The organism is Nocardia sp. NPDC041819, from assembly GCF_055590505.1.
Genome location: NZ_JBVJAP010000001.1, coordinates 520,574 through 534,651, shown reverse-complemented (window position 1 = coordinate 534,651; position 14,078 = coordinate 520,574). Strand labels below are relative to the sequence as shown.

Below are 14,078 nucleotides of genomic sequence, written 5' to 3'. Positions count from 1 at the left end.
CGAGTTTCTCGTACGCTGTGCGAGTGGAATCGAACGTTGTACGAGACCCCCGCCGCTGGTGGGTCCTGGGGGTCCTCTGTCTGTCCTTGCTCGTGCTGATGCTCGACAGCACCGTGCTCAATCTCGCGATCCCGTCGCTGATCCGGGAGCTAGGCGCCACACCGGCGGACGTGCAGTGGATTCTGGACGCCTACGTGCTGGTCTTCGCCGGGCTCCTGCTCACCGCCGGAAGCCTGTCCGACCGGTTCGGCAGGCGACGAGCGCTGATCACCGGCTTGGCCGTGTTCGGGGTGGCGTCGCTGGCGGCCGTGCTGGCGACCGAACCGTGGCAGGTCGTGGCCGCCCGCGTCGCGATGGGCGTCGGCGGGTCGCTGTTGATGCCATCGACCCTGTCGATCCTCATGACCACCTTCGCCGAGGACGAACGGCGCACGGCGATGGCGGCCTGGTCGACGGTGTCCATGGTCGGCATCGTCGCCGGGCCCACGCTGGGCGGCTTCCTGCTCCAGCACTACTGGTGGGGGTCGGTGTTCCTGCTGAATATCCCGGTGGCGGCGCTGGCGATCATCGCGGCCGTCGTGCTGATGCCGGAGACCACCGGCGAACAACGGCCGGTCGACCTCGTCGGCGTCGTCCTGTCCGTCGTAGCGCTGAGCGCGACGGTCTACGTGATCATCGAGCGGGAGTGGAACATCGGCGTGATCGTGCTGGCCGTCCTCGCGGCGGCCGGCTTCGTCGTCTGGGAGAGCCGCTCGGCACATCCCATGCTGCCCTTGGCGGTGTTCCGCAGCCGGGATTTCACGGGCACCTCCCTCACTCTGCTGCTGATGGTCTTCGGCATGGGCGCGGTCATGCTCATGCTCACCCAGTACCTGCAGTTCGTGCTCGGCTACGGTCCGATGAAAGCCGGGCTGGCGCTGCTGCCGTACGCCGTGGCGGCGGCGGTCTGCAACGGCCTCGGCGCGACGCTGGGCAAGACTCTGAGCAACAAGACGCTCATCGTGTCGGGACTGCTCGTCATGGGCGTGGCCTTCGGCATTCTCGCGGCCGGGAGCGGATACCTGTGGGTTCTGGTCAGCATGCTGGTGATGGGCATCGGCGGGGGCCTGGCGGGTCCGGCCGCCTACGCGGCGATCATGAGCGCGATCCCGCTCCAGCACGCCGGGGTGGGCTCCGCGATGAACGACACGATCCAGCAGGTCGGCATGGCGATCAGCATCGCCGTCCTCGGTAGCGTGCTGGCCGGCGTGTTCACCTCGAACATGCCCGCCGACGTTCCCGACGCGGCGCGCGAATCCATCGGCGCCGCCTTCCAGCTGGGGTACATCGAGCCCGCCAAGGACGCCTTCACCGCCGCCATGTCCGCCGGGGCATGGATCAGCGCCGGATTCAGTGTCGCCGCCGCCCTGCTCGGCGCGGTCCTGCTGCGGGCGCGGCGGCCACAACCGGCCCAGCAACCGGAAAACGCTCCGGTCGCGCACGGCTGATCATGTCAGCGACCCGCGCTGGACCGGTGAATTGTCCACCGGTCCGGCCCGGCGCCGACGGCTCGGAGGCCACGCAGAATAACGGTCTCGGCGTCTCGTCGGCTCCCCCGGTATGAATGATTCCGACCCCGGGGCTGATGGTCTCGCGCGCGCCCGCCGACAAGAGTTGATGTGTGTTCACTATGACGGCCTTCAACCAACGAGGGCTGGTGAAGCAATCAAACGCTGGAGACATCATGATCACGAACAAAATGCGCGTAACGGCAGCGGCGGTAGCGCTCGCACCAATCATCGCCCTGGGTTCAGGGTTCGCTTCCGCCACACCGGAAGTGACGCCGGGACCTGTGCAAGTGGCGGATCAACCGGTACCGGTTCAGGTCGAGCCCGCGACATTGGGCCTGATTTGGCCGCTGGGTATTTTCTGCGCTCCTTTGTTGCTGCTTCCACCGGTGGTCAACGCGGTTGCCGTGTTCGTCTGCGCCGCTTGATCGCATTCGTAGGCAGCGCCTCGAAGACGAGTGCGCCTCGGGCTGTGCCGCACGCCCGAGGCGTCTCGTTTGTGTCGGCCGCTCCCGGTCCGGCCGTGCGTCGAGACGCAAGCAGCGAATTTCGTTCCGCAGTTCGCCGAGGCGCCCCCGACCGGGAAACATCTGCGAATCAATCGTGACGCACGGATAAGTGCGGTTGAATTACCGGATGACCAAGTTCAGGAAACTCGTGGGCGCTGCAGCGGCTCTGACCGCGGCCACAGCGCTGTTCGGGGCACCCGGGACCGCGCAAGCCGAGACTTCGCCCGTTCTGGGTGGCGGCTCCGGCATCGTCGTCGGCGGTCAGAACATCTGCACGCTCACCACGATCGGGCGCGACTCCGGTGGCCGGCTGGTCGGTTTCACCGCGGGACATTGCGGTGACGCGAATGCCGCCATCGTCGCCGAGGGCAATCGCGACGCCGGTACCGTCGGCACCATCGCCTACTCCGACGACACCATGGACTATGCCGTGATCGAGTTCGATCCGGCGAAGGTCGCCCCGGTCAACCAGGTGGGCGGAACCACTATCACCGCCATCGGCGGGCCCGCCCGACCGCCGGACACGGTATGCAAGGAAGGCCGGACAACCGGCCGGACCTGCGGTGCAGCCTATGGCGACGTGTTCACCGGCGGCGATAGGACGTGGACCCAGACATGCGTCGTCGAGGGCGATTCGGGCGCGCCGCTGGTCGTGGGGACCACGCTCGTCGGCATGGTCAGCGGCTACTTGGCCGTCCCGTGCCTGGGACCGCAACTCGGCACCGACATCACCGCGGTCGTCGCGGACGTGAACGCGCGCGGCGGCGCGGGCGCGGGGTTCCAACCGATCTGATCCGTCCCGGACCACCGCTGGCAAATCCAGCCGGAGCCTTACCTCTCCTGGTCGCTGACGATGCCCAATTCGACAGCGCGTTCGACCAGGAACAGCCGTTTTTGGTTCGGCGGTAGGGCTTCGACCTGGAATATCCGGAACAGCGCCCGCATGTGCGTCTTGACCGTCGAGAGACTCAGGCACAAATCGTCCGCGATCTGCCGGTTGGCGGCGGGGTACGAATACCCGTCGTGTGCGTCGTAAGGGCGGCACAGCGCCTCGAGAACGAGATGCTGGGCCGGGGTCAGCGAATTGCGGGTCGGCAGCGGGGAATGGGCAAGCGTCATTTCTTCGTCGGAGTCGTCGGCCCGAAAGACGAACACTGACCGACCGACGCGAATCGTGTCGCCGGAGCCGAGTTTCCGCCGCCCGCCGACGCGTTCGCCATTGACGAATGTCCCATTCTTGGACAAACCGTCATCGACGATGACCCAACATCCGCCCACGCGCTCGATAATGGCGTGCAATCGGGATACGGTCGGGTCGGAAGGCACGGCGATATCGGCCGCGCCGGACCGCCCGATCGTCATTCTGGACGCGCCGCCGTCGAGAGAAATCTCGCGTACCCTCTCCTGCACAACGGGTCGGGGCGAAGTGGAAGGAACGGCAGAACGTGGCCACGCGGACTGCCCCGTCAGTGGGTATAGTCCGCGACGCAGGGCCTGTGGTCCGCTGAACGTAGACATCGTTCGGTCTTTCCACTCGTACGTCGTGAACTGCGAGCACTGATTCGCTACTTTAAGGGTGCGCTTTCCCGGGGCCGATCACATAGGGATTCGCCTACTTCCCCGCGTGAGCGGGGCTTGAAGCGAACCTTCGGGCACGACAAAAGCGGCAAAACCGACCAATCGGTCTTACTACGGGCGACTCGGCGGGTGAGCGGCTCAAAATGGTCGGACGAAGGTGATCATTCGACTGCGAAGCGAGGCGGACCTCGACGCCTGCACCGCGGCACTCGCCACGTCTACGAACGCGACCGGTATCCGGAGGTCTGGCCTGCTGATCCGGCGGGTCGGCTGTCACCCCCGAGCTCCTCGCGGCGGTCGTCGCGGAGCGCGACCAGACCGAGCTCGGAAACGTCGGACTCGGCGCAGGCGGCGTGCTGCCGGAGATCGTGCGCTGATCGGCGGGCACGGAGTTCGTCGTCTCGGTGATCCGGTTGTATGTTCCTCCGGCCGCGCGTCGAGCGGGCGTGGGTTCACAACTGCTGACCGCGGCCGCGCGCATGGCCGGCGGATCGGGGGCAGCGCGCCGTGCTCACGGTCTCGTCCGACGGCGCGGCGGCGATAGCTATGTACGAACGACGCGGTTGGCGGCAGGTGCACACCGGGCCCGGCGGCTGGCGTACCGCGGATGGACGGAGGCTCGGGTGCACTATTACGTGAGCCCGTGAGCCGACCGGTTGTCGTTCGTCCGGTGTTGCGCTTACCCGCGCCGGGGACGGAGTACCCCGGCCGGGTGCGCGGCATCCCGGCCATCGCGACCGCGCCGTCAAGCCCGGGGGTGGGCTTGGTCGTGCACTTTCTTGAGCCGATCGATGGAGACGTGGGTGTAGAGCTGAGTGGTGGCCATGCTGGCGTGGCCGAGGAGTTCCTGGACCACACGCAGGTCCGCCCCGCCTTCGAGGAGGTGGGTGGCGGCGGTGTGCCGCAGACCGTGCGGGCCGAGGTCCGGTGCGCCGGGGATGGCCGAGACCACCTCGTGCACAACGGTTCTGGCCTGGCGCTGATCCAGACGCTTGCCGCGGCGGCCGAGCAGCAGCGCCCGGCCGGACGCGGCGGTGGCGAAATCGGGACGGCCATAGCGCAGCCAATTGCCGACCGCCTCGTCGGCGGGCGTGCCGAACGGCGCGGATCGCTCTTTGTTGCCTTTGCCGAGCACCCGCACCACCCGCCGCTCGCGATCCACGTCCTCGATGTCCAGTCCGCACAGCTCGCTGACCCGGATGCCGGTGGCATACAGCAATTCCACGATCGCCCGATCTCGCAAGGCCATCGGATCGCGCTGCGCGGCGCCGGATTCCGCGGCGTCCATGGCACCCAGCGCCTGTTGCCTGCCGAGTACGGCGGGAAGGACGCGATGCGCTTTCGGCGAACCCAACCGCAGCCCCGGATCGGCGGGCAACCGTCCGGTCCTGGTGAGCCAGGCGGTGAACGTGCGCGCCGACGACGCCCTTCGGGCCACGGTCGTTCGCGCCGCGCCCGCCGCCGCTTGCTGCGCCAGCCATGAACGCAGCAACAGCAGGTCCAGCTCGCGGATCGCCGAATCGGCCGACCGTGTGTACAGATGCTCCAGCAGGGACCGGGCGTCCCCCAGGTAAGCGCGTACGGTGTGCTCCGACCGGTTGCGCCCGAGCCGCAGATGCCTGCCGTACTCGAGCAGCAGCGCTTCCAGATCTTCGGGCAGTTCCTCCATGCTTCCACCGTCCCGACCCGCGGTCCGGATGGCAAGCGACCGCGCCGATCGCGTTCATCGGCGACGCGCCGTTCGGTGCCAACCGCTTTCGTCACTCGTCGCCAGTCCCGCCAATTCGAGGGCGGACAACGTCGCACGCACCACCGGAAGTGGCAATCCGCACTGCCGGGACACCTCCAGTGGCAATCGCGCACCGATTCTCGGCAGCGTGGCGAAGACCAAATCCTCGTCTTCGGTCAACTGGTCCTCCGGATTACCGCATGCCGCCGCCCCGGGAATCGACAGCCGCAGCGGCCCCGCCTCGTCGGCGACTTCCTCGGCCCTGGTCACCAAGAGGGCTTCGCCATCGCGGATCATGCGGTGGCAGCCCACCGAAGCGGCCGAGGTCACCGGGCCTGGCACGGCCAGGGCGGGACGGCCGAGACGGCGTGCCCATTTGACGGTGTTGCGCGCGCCGCTGCGCAGCCCCGCCTCAACGACGAGCACGCCATCGGCCAAGGCGGCGATCAAGCGGTTCCGGGCGAGGAATTGGTGTTTCTGCGCGGTGACACCGGGCGGGTATTCGCTGACCACCAAGCCGGATTCGGCGATGTCGGCCAGCAGGCTCGCGTGCTGAGCCGGATAAGGCCGGTCGATGCCGCAGGCCAACACCGCGATCGTGCGGCCTTCCACCGCCAGCGCCGCCCGGTGCGCCATGGCGTCGATCCCGAACGCCGCCCCGGAGACAATGGTCCATCCTTGCGCGGCGAGGTCGCCCGCGATCTCCCCCGTCACCCGGTTGCCGTACCCGGTGCTGCACCGCGCACCCACCACCGCCACAGCGCGCTCGCTGGACTCCAGCAGCGAGCGCGGGCCGCGCACCCACAGCACCAGCGGCACGGCACCGTCCCGATCCCGTCCCGGCTCGAGCTGCGCGAGACCGAGCATGCGCCAGGCGGGCCATTCCGGATCGTCCGGCGTCACCACACGCCCGCCGATCCGGTCGATGGCCTCCAGATCCCGCGCCGCCACGTCGACATCGCGCCGCTGCGCCGTCGGCCCGCGCAGCGGTTCGGGTAGCACGCACTCCCGTACGGCCCGCGCCGCCTCGACCACCCCCACCGACTCGATGAGCGCCGACAGCGGCGCGCACGGCCCCTGCACTACCCGCGATAGGTACACCCAGGCGAGCCTCCGGGCATCGTGTTCGCCGGCCACGGAATCCGACCCGCACGCGGGCGCGACGACGACTCCAGGCGCACTCGCCACCGCAAGCACATCCCCTACCCCAGGCACACTCACGAGCCCCGTCACGTCCACTACCGCAGGCACCGACGCAACCGCACTCGCACTCGCAGCCACAGACCCACTCGCGGCCACAGCCGCACTCACCACCCCAGCCGCACTCACCACCCCAGCCGCACTCACCGCCACGGGCGCACTGGCGGCCGTGGGTAGTTCACCCAACCCAGCCCGGTTTGCCGCCGCGTGCCCATCTACCGCCCCGGGCGCACTGGATGCACAGGGCACATCGAGCATCGCGGGCTTGTTCACCGCCGCACGAGCACTCGCGGCCGCGCGAACGTCGATCGCCCCGGCCGCAGACTCCGCCACAGGGACATCCGCTGCCCTAGGCACGCTCGCGGCCATGGGCGCTTCGACCGCCACAGCCACGTGCTCCATCCGGGGCGCGACCACCACTGGAAGCGAGTCCCGCGCTGCCGGCACATCCGCCGCCACAGGGACATCCGTTGCCCCCTCCACGATTGCGACCCCCGGCACACCCGCCCCGATTACCTTCGCGGCCACAGGGACATCGGCTGTCCTGGACACACTCGCATCCGTGGGCGCTTCGACCGCCACAGCCGGGTGCTCCGTCTGGAGCGCTGGAGGCACGTTCCGCGCCGCGGGCGCATCCGCAGCCACAGGCGCGCCCACTGCGGCAGGCATATCCGCCGCAAAGACCGCCGCTGCCGCGCCCGCGGTCGGCTCCCGCGCGCTCATTGCGCGCCCCGCTGACGAAAGTTCAATGCAGCTAGAACGTCCTGTGCCGAAGGCAGATCGCCGCCGCGCAGATCGCAGATGGTCCAGGCGACACGGATGGCCCGGTCGGCACCGCGCGCGGACATGCGGCCGAGACGCAGCGCGGCCTCGACGGGGGCGAGCGATTCGCGCGGTAGACGGAACCGCTGACGCAGGATGTGACCGGGGACCTCGGCGTTGGTGAGCCATCCGTACTCACGCCAGCGCTCGGCGGCGGCGCGACGCGCCGAGGTGACTCGGGCGCGAACGACCTCGCTGCTTTCGGCCGCGTCGGTGCTGAACGCCGCGCCGGACTGCCCGTGCATCCGCACCCAGATGTCGATCCGATCCATCAGCGGCCCGGACAGTTTGCCGAGGTAGCGGCGGCGAGCCAGGGGCGCGCAGATGCAGTCGACGTCGCGGGCGGGGGCGCAGGGACAGGGGTTGGCTGTTCACTCACCCAACCGACAGGTGTCGGAATCCGGCGAAGGCAGGCTACTTGATCACCGACGCAGAGTTCTAGCGGGGTGTGTTGAGACTCGCCTTAAGGGTGTGGGAGTATGCCTGTAGGCAGCTGGCTGTTGATGGAACCAACACTCGGAGGTCAGTTGCTCAGGGTTAATCGGTCGCGTGTCTCGGCCGAACGGATAACCAGGTAGTGCGGTCCACTCGGTCAGAAAGAGTTCCGGAGCCCTCTCCGGAAGACTCGCTGAAGCACTGAGGTAAGAGGCTAGCGCCTAGGCCTGTTCCCGACATCTCACCCAGTTTTGGGTCGAGAGTCGGTGAGCGGTGCCATTTTCCGACTCTCGACCCCCTCGCTCAGGGAGTCGTAGTCCATGCATCTTTCAGCGTCAACGATTTGGTTGGTCCTGCTTCTGCTGCTTGCGTGCTCGGTTGTCAGCGGGCTGGTGGCCGGAATCATCTCGTGGTGCATTGTCGCCAGCATTTGGATTGCCATTTGGTGCGGATTGAAGACAGTCGGCGCTGTGCTGACGATCGGACTCGTGCTGCTGGGAGTCATCGCTGTTCTCGTGTAACTGGCTGTAAGTTCTCGGGTTCGGCGATGACCGGACCCGAGGACTCACGGGGTGCAAGTTCGAAGGGCGATGTCAGCGATCGTGAACGGATTAGTTGACCTTGATCCGTGGTCCTCCGACGCGCTGGATCGGGACGATGTTGTTGCTGTTGGCTTCCTGGGTCAGTTCGACGACCACCGCTGTCAGTGTGCGGACTCGGTTGCCGAGGGTGATGTTCTCGGTGAGCAGTTGTTGTTCGCGAGCGAGGGCGTCGGCGAGTTGCTGTTGCAGCGCTTGAACGTTTGGTGGGGTCGGGCCTCCGATGGCGGCGGTCTGGAATTCGGTGATCAGTTCGGCGTGATGTTCATAGAGCCTGTGGCGTGCGATCGCTGCTTCGGCTGCGAGTCCGGCAACGGTGAGTTTCCCTTTGCTGCGCAGCGGGGTCCCTGCCAGCAGTCGCTGGGCTGCATCGCGCAGCTTCTGTTTTTCTTCAGCGAGACGGTCGTCGCTCATTCGAGGGTCCTGTCGGCGGTGCTCGTCGTGGTGTGTGCATGGCTGGCGTTGTGTTCGGCGATGGCCTGGTGATGTGCGGCCAGCCGTTCCTCGATGCGCTGTCGCAGCGGGGCGGGCAGTCCGTCGATGTCGAGTTCGGCGGTCAAGGTTCGGATGTGCTGGTGTAGTTCGGTTATGTCGCGGTCAGTGCGGGCGATGTTGATGCAGCTCATGCGGCAGCGTGGCCAGGACGGTCCGGTGTCGGCGTCGGTGGATTCTCGGCAGGCCGCTGTGGCAGCCCGATAGACGCAGGTCAGTAGCGGGCCGTGGTGGACTTGCAGGTCCGGGTTCGACAACGCGTTCGCGACCTGCGATTTCGTGGTGATGGCAAGGCCAGCGAACCTGCTCCCCGCGGTGACGCGACGACGGTATTCCTCCGCGGCGGGCCCTGACACGCGTTCGCCGTTTTCGAGGCGCTGGTGGTCGTCGAGGATTGCTTCCGCGCGTGCCAGGAATTGCTCGAAGGCGATCTCGTCGGTGAACCCGGCGTCGGCGCGGCCGGCGTAGCCGAGGATGAGTTGCTCGCCGACCTGACCGTACTGTGTTGCGCCGGCGATGGTTCCTCCCGGCTTTCGGACGATGTGCCAGGCCAGGGTTCTGCGGAACTGCGGAATGAGGATCCTGGCGTCTGGATCGACGCCGATCACCGGATGACCGATCACGGGTGCGATGTCGGCGTTGAACCAGCTGATGAACTCGTTGATGTCGTCGTTGATCTGGGCCGAAGTGCGTGTGCGGGAGGCGCCGCGAACGAGCCACTGCTGGGAGTAGAGCTCACCGGTCGGAAACAGCAGCGGGCCGGGGGTGAGGGCTTCCAGGACCGCGACGGCGTGGGCGGACTGTTCGGTGACGACCCATGGGATCGTTGCGGGCGAGCGTTCGCGGCGCTCTTCGCCTGCTTTCAGCTGTTCACCGGACATGAATGTCAGGCCGAGTTTCCGGTCGTGGCTGATGCATCCGTGACGCAGGTTCAGCGCCTCACCGGTGCGGACGCCCGATAGGTAGGCGATGGTCAGGAAGCAGGCCGCCATCACCCGCCGCAGCAGCCTGACCAGCTCCATGCCCTCGACGGGTTCGGTTCGCCAGGGCCGGCCGTCGATCCCGCTGAAACGAATGGCTCGTAGGAGGTCGGCTTCGATCGGCAGGCTGGACTCGGCGAGCATCTGCTGCGCCGTCTGTCGCTCCAGCCTATTGCGCGGGAGCCAGCCCCCGATAGCAAGTCCGGCCAGGTCGATCATCGTGGTTGGTCCTTCCCGCCTGCCGGGCAACGGATGCCCGGCATCGGCCATTCCGGCGAGCAGGCAGGCCAGTTGCGCCTGTGTGATCTTGTGCTGCGATTTGGTGATGCGGGTCAGATTGCGTCGGATGTCGGGGGCGATCTGCTGTGCGAGCAGGCGCAACGTCAGCAGCCGACGTCCGGCGGGGAGAAGGTCGGCGGCGATGGTGTCGACGGTGAACAACGCGGCCGACAACAGTGGCTCCATGATGTCGGCGGGGATGCGGGGAGTGCGATTTGCGCCCATCCAGGGTGTGACGTCCCCGGCAAGCTGAGCGGCTGTCGCCCCGCCCCAGAGCTGCCCGGCCGGCAGCCGACAGAACTCGGGCAGCAGGTCACGATAGAGCTGCATGCGCTGAACCGACAGGAGCATGCCGCGTTTCCAGCCTGTCGTCGCGCCGGCGCGGCCGGTGACGAACGCCAGATAGGCGTCCAGGTCCGCGGTGGTGACGCGGTCGAAGGAGGTGATGCCGTGTTCGACCAGCCAGTGCGTGAATATGCGGAACTTGGCCAGGCAGCTCCAGATCGTTTTCGGGTTGGGAACCGGGCTGCGGGAATAGGGCATCCGTGGCGGGGTGTCGACGGTGTTGATCAAAGCGAAGGTATAAAGCTTGCAAGCGTGGCGCAGCTCGGCCGGGAACCCCGACCAACGGATGGCCTGCCCGGGGCTGTGTCGGTCGGCCAGCGCTGCGGCGATGTCCCAGCGGTCGTCGCTGAAGATGGGCAAAGTCGTTGCCGCGGCGTCGATGTGGATTTCTCGGCGCAGCAAGACGGCGGTGGCGGGGCCGACCAGGTCGTTGCCGACCCGGTCGCGTGTCAGGGCGGGAGTTGTCATCGGGGGTCGAGGTCTCCGGAGAACAGTCGGGTCAGGATGCGGTGGTGCTCATCGGTGATCTTGGTCCTCGCGAGGGCGATCTGAGCGGGTTCGTAGGCGCTGAGCAGGTCTTCCAGTTGAGCGACGCGACCGGCGAACTCGCCGATCCATCGCTCGAGCCGAACCCGGGCTTGCAGGGTGCGCAGATGATCGAGCACCAGTAGTTGCAGGGGCAGGTGCCGGGGCAGCGCTCGGGCGTTGGTGCAGTCCAGGCAGGTCAGGAAGGTTTGTCGGCAGGGCGATCCGCCGTCGAGAGGGCTGTGGGCGAAGTCGTCGCAGCTGCCCAGAACAGTGTCGGTCGCGGTGTCGGATTCCGGCTCGCCCGAGTTCGGCTCGACGCTCATGCGTCGGCGAGCGACCGCGTCGGCGACTTGTTCGTCGAGGGCCTCGCGGACGATCTGGAATCCCTCGCCGGTGACCTTGTGCATGCGCCGCAGGTAGCGGACCAGCGTGGCCGGGGTGTGGGCGACGGGTTTGCGGACCTGTTCGAGGTAGGTTTTGCGCAGCCGGTCGAAGCTGATTCCCGTCAAAAGGTCGTCGTGCGCCTGGTCGCCTGTCATCCAGTCCCTCACCCAGGCTCGCCGGGATTTCGGACAGTTCACGCCAGGACAAAACCCTTGTCTGAGAACCGAAGCCGTGCCGCGATTGGTCGTGGCGTTGTAGTAGACGAACGCCAGCTGCCCGCTCACCCTCTGGCGAGCCGGCTCGGTCAGCTCGATCAGCAGCGAGTAGACCCCGAATGCCGTGGTCAGTGAGGTGTTCAGCACATCTCGGCGGCGTTTGTCGTGCGGAGGCAACCGCAGCTCGGGCGGTAGCCCGGTCAGCGGCAGCGTCATCGCCGACCGTCGCCCTCGGCGTGGTTTGTTCGTCCGCACCAGTGCGATGCCGGGTTCTCCCGGCGCGGTGGCCATCTGGTGAGGTGCGGGGAGATCGAACACCACCGACCGGTTCAGGCCGGTCAGACCTGCCAGCAGCACCGCGAACGCCCAGGCGTCGGCATTGGTGAGATGGAGCAGCGCAGGCAGCGCCTGCCCGTCCGCGGCCGTGACGGCGCGCCGCGCCGTGCTCGTGTAGGCGCCCGTCGGGGTGCGCAGGTAGTCACCGGTGCGGGCGTAGTGATCGAGCGTGTGGGCGAGGCAGCGCTGCGGGTCGGTCTCGGGACGGTCGTCGAACACGCCGGCTCGGTAGTCGGCGACCATCGCCCAGTGCGTGCGCAGCCGCCGCTTGGCCCGGTGGACGACGCCGCGGGCGACGACGTTGATGCGGCGGAACTCCTCGGCCGTGTAGGGCTGGCGCGCCGATGGCTTCCGGATGAGACTCTCGCGCGACAGCGCCTGCTGGGCTTGCTCGGACAGCACCGGGCTGTAGCGCAACAACGCGCGCAGACTGACCCCGAGTCCCGGCCCGCTCGGAACGCGCAGCGAATACAGCATCATCCGGGTGTCGGCCGCGCTCAAGTCCGCCAGGCTCGTCAACCCGGGCCGGTCGTCGGCGAGCCAGCGCGAAGCCTGGCGGGCGGCTTGCCAGAGGTTTTCGGCCCCAGCTCGGCGTTTCCAGGTTCCCAACGGCCCGGTCGCGGTGTCGAACGCGACAGCAAACTCCAGCTGGATCTCCGCTCGACAAACCAAAGTGGCGAAATCGTAGGTGTGGTGCTGGCTGCCGTCCTCGCTGACGAACTCGACCACCAGGCCGTGGCGGCGCGGCGCGGGCCGCCAGCCCGCGGGCGGCAGCGCCGCCGGGCGTCCCGCCCCGCTCACGCCCCGGCCACCGACAGCACTCGCGGATTTCCGGCGCCCAGCGTCTCGGCCAGCCGTTCGAGCGCGGCGCGGTCGTCGGAGTCCATCAACGTGATCAACTGCTCGATCTGCAACGCTTGGAACGGCTCCAAATAGACCTCACGCGTGGTCTCGACGCTGCGGTGTCCCAACAAGGTGGCCAGCAGAAACCACACGTCTCCGACCTGATGACGGAACTCGCGCTGCTCCTTCTCGGTCAGCAGATTCGTGCGCTGCCAGGCCACGAACGTCGCTATGCAGTACCACCGCAACGCGAACCCGTGTCTCAGCATGTGCGGACGACACCACAACCGCCCACCATCCAGCGCCTTCGCCACCCGGGTATTCGCGCGTGCAAAGGTCTTGTGCCACGCCTCTTTCGGGCGCGGCGTTCCATCGTGGTTCAACCACAACCACACCGGTTCCAACCCTGCTGGGCCTTCCCGGAACAGCCGCATCCGCAACTGCGGCTCCATCGCGTCGACCCGCACCTCACGACGGACGCCACTATCATCGATGACCTCGATGACGCCCTCGCGGACGACGCGCCGCAGCATCCAGCGATCCTGGACTCGCTCGTAGCGTCCTGCCCGCTGAGCACGAACGACCGCCGCGGGCCGCCCGCCTTCCTCCGCGTAGAACCGCGCCAGCTGGGCAACCCGGCGCCGCATCCAAAATGGCCGCCCAGCACGACGTTTCGCGCAAGCTGAGGCCACCCAACCGCGCAGCAGCCCGTCGGTCACCAGCTCGGGCATCTCTATCGTGAGGCGGCTGGACCATTCTCCCAACCGCATCCCGGTGCCGAACAAACCTTCAGCGAAAGCGACGTCGCGGTCTTCGGTCCGGCCGACCCAACTCTCAGCCGGCAATCCGGCCGCGGTGAACCCTCGCAGACCCAGGTTGCACCACAACCGGAACGCCTCCGGCGTCAACCACTTCACATCCGCCCGCCGAATTCCGGCCGGCGTGCTCTCCAACGCCACCTTCTCGACCCCGAAGAACGTCTCACCGATCACCCGCACCCGGACCGGGTTCTCGACCCCATGCTGCGACGACGCCCACCTGTAGAACCGACGGATCGCGGCCTGATCCAGGCAGAACGAGTTCGGCGCCACATGCTTCGGGTTGTCCTCGGTCGACAACCGCCACTCCTTGAACGCCGCCAGATCGGTGCGACTCGCCCGATCCCACCGAACACCCACCGCAGTCAGGAAGTTCAGCCAGACGCGCAAGGAGCGCGCATAACGGCGGCGCGTGCTCACCGCTAAACCCCGAATCTCC

11 protein-coding genes and 1 pseudogene are annotated in these 14,078 nt (G+C 67.5%); 4 read left to right on the top strand and 8 right to left on the bottom strand.

What is annotated here, in order from left to right; all coding sequences use genetic code 11:
- The first annotated feature begins 23 nt into the window (after window positions 1–23).
- From ACZ6DL_RS02445 to ACZ6DL_RS02435, 3 genes are all read left to right on the top strand, one after another.
- Window positions 24–1,487: an MFS transporter gene (locus ACZ6DL_RS02445; protein ID WP_466048520.1), complete on the top strand. Its 1,464-nt coding sequence runs from the start codon at window positions 24–26 to the stop codon at window positions 1,485–1,487.
- Window positions 1,488–1,669: 182 nt separating this feature from the next.
- Window positions 1,670–1,975, top strand: a complete 306-nt coding sequence (locus tag ACZ6DL_RS02440) for a hypothetical protein (RefSeq protein WP_466048519.1) — start codon at window positions 1,670–1,672, stop codon at window positions 1,973–1,975.
- 208 nt (window positions 1,976–2,183) lie between these two features.
- Window positions 2,184–2,849: a chymotrypsin family serine protease gene (locus tag ACZ6DL_RS02435; protein ID WP_466048517.1), complete on the top strand. Its 666-nt coding sequence runs from the start codon at window positions 2,184–2,186 to the stop codon at window positions 2,847–2,849.
- A gap of 38 nt (window positions 2,850–2,887) precedes the next feature.
- On the opposite strand, the gene ACZ6DL_RS02430 is transcribed toward ACZ6DL_RS02435, so the two are convergent.
- A complete protein-coding gene (locus ACZ6DL_RS02430) occupies window positions 2,888–3,418 on the bottom strand; it encodes an FHA domain-containing protein (protein WP_466048516.1) in 531 nt (176 codons plus the stop codon).
- Between the two features lie 620 nt (window positions 3,419–4,038).
- On the opposite strand from ACZ6DL_RS02430, the gene ACZ6DL_RS02425 reads away from it, so the two are divergent.
- Window positions 4,039–4,281 carry a hypothetical protein gene (locus ACZ6DL_RS02425; RefSeq protein WP_466048514.1) on the top strand — a complete coding sequence of 81 codons (243 nt, stop codon included), beginning with the start codon at window positions 4,039–4,041 and terminating at the stop codon, window positions 4,279–4,281.
- A gap of 98 nt (window positions 4,282–4,379) precedes the next feature.
- Here ACZ6DL_RS02425 and ACZ6DL_RS02420 read toward each other — a convergent pair whose 3' ends face one another.
- The 7 genes and pseudogenes from ACZ6DL_RS02420 to ACZ6DL_RS02390 all read right to left on the bottom strand — a co-directional run bounded on the left by ACZ6DL_RS02420 (window position 4,380) and on the right by ACZ6DL_RS02390 (window position 14,059).
- Complete coding sequence (locus ACZ6DL_RS02420; protein WP_466048513.1) at window positions 4,380–5,303, bottom strand: tyrosine recombinase XerC; 924 nt, start codon at window positions 5,301–5,303, stop codon at window positions 4,380–4,382.
- Between the two features lie 54 nt (window positions 5,304–5,357).
- Complete coding sequence (dprA, locus tag ACZ6DL_RS02415) at window positions 5,358–6,500, bottom strand: DNA-processing protein DprA (RefSeq protein WP_466049525.1); 1,143 nt, start codon at window positions 6,498–6,500, stop codon at window positions 5,358–5,360.
- Window positions 6,501–7,282: 782 nt separating this feature from the next.
- Window positions 7,283–7,753, bottom strand: a pseudogene (locus ACZ6DL_RS02410) (magnesium chelatase subunit ChlI family protein); the annotation flags it as partial.
- A gap of 678 nt (window positions 7,754–8,431) precedes the next feature.
- Window positions 8,432–8,833, bottom strand: coding sequence for a hypothetical protein (locus ACZ6DL_RS02405; protein ID WP_466048512.1), 402 nt, complete (start codon window positions 8,831–8,833; stop codon window positions 8,432–8,434).
- Window positions 8,830–10,983, bottom strand: a complete 2,154-nt coding sequence (locus tag ACZ6DL_RS02400) for an integrase (protein ID WP_466048510.1) — start codon at window positions 10,981–10,983, stop codon at window positions 8,830–8,832. Before ACZ6DL_RS02400 ends, ACZ6DL_RS02405 begins: the two co-directional genes overlap by 4 nt.
- Window positions 10,980–12,779 carry a hypothetical protein gene (locus ACZ6DL_RS02395; RefSeq protein ID WP_466048509.1) on the bottom strand — a complete coding sequence of 600 codons (1,800 nt, stop codon included), beginning with the start codon at window positions 12,777–12,779 and terminating at the stop codon, window positions 10,980–10,982. The genes ACZ6DL_RS02400 and ACZ6DL_RS02395 overlap by 4 nt, the downstream gene beginning before the upstream one ends.
- The gene (locus tag ACZ6DL_RS02390; protein ID WP_466048508.1) at window positions 12,776–14,059 is read right to left on the bottom strand and encodes a site-specific integrase; all 1,284 of its coding nucleotides are present in this window, start codon (window positions 14,057–14,059) and stop codon (window positions 12,776–12,778) included. Before ACZ6DL_RS02390 ends, ACZ6DL_RS02395 begins: the two co-directional genes overlap by 4 nt.
- Between the last annotated feature and the right edge of the window lie 19 nt (window positions 14,060–14,078).

Coding starts and splice junctions, on each gene's coding strand:
- ACZ6DL_RS02440 (WP_466048519.1), top strand. CDS start 1,670: ATGACGGCCTTCAACCAACGAGGGCTGGTGAAGCAATCAAACGCTGGA.
- ACZ6DL_RS02430 (WP_466048516.1), bottom strand. CDS start 3,418: ATGACGATCGGGCGGTCCGGCGCGGCCGATATCGCCGTGCCTTCCGAC.
- ACZ6DL_RS02405 (WP_466048512.1), bottom strand. CDS start 8,833: ATGAGCGACGACCGTCTCGCTGAAGAAAAACAGAAGCTGCGCGATGCA.
- ACZ6DL_RS02420 (WP_466048513.1), bottom strand. CDS start 5,303: ATGGAGGAACTGCCCGAAGATCTGGAAGCGCTGCTGCTCGAGTACGGC.
- ACZ6DL_RS02435 (WP_466048517.1), top strand. CDS start 2,184: ATGACCAAGTTCAGGAAACTCGTGGGCGCTGCAGCGGCTCTGACCGCG.
- ACZ6DL_RS02400 (WP_466048510.1), bottom strand. CDS start 10,983: ATGACAACTCCCGCCCTGACACGCGACCGGGTCGGCAACGACCTGGTC.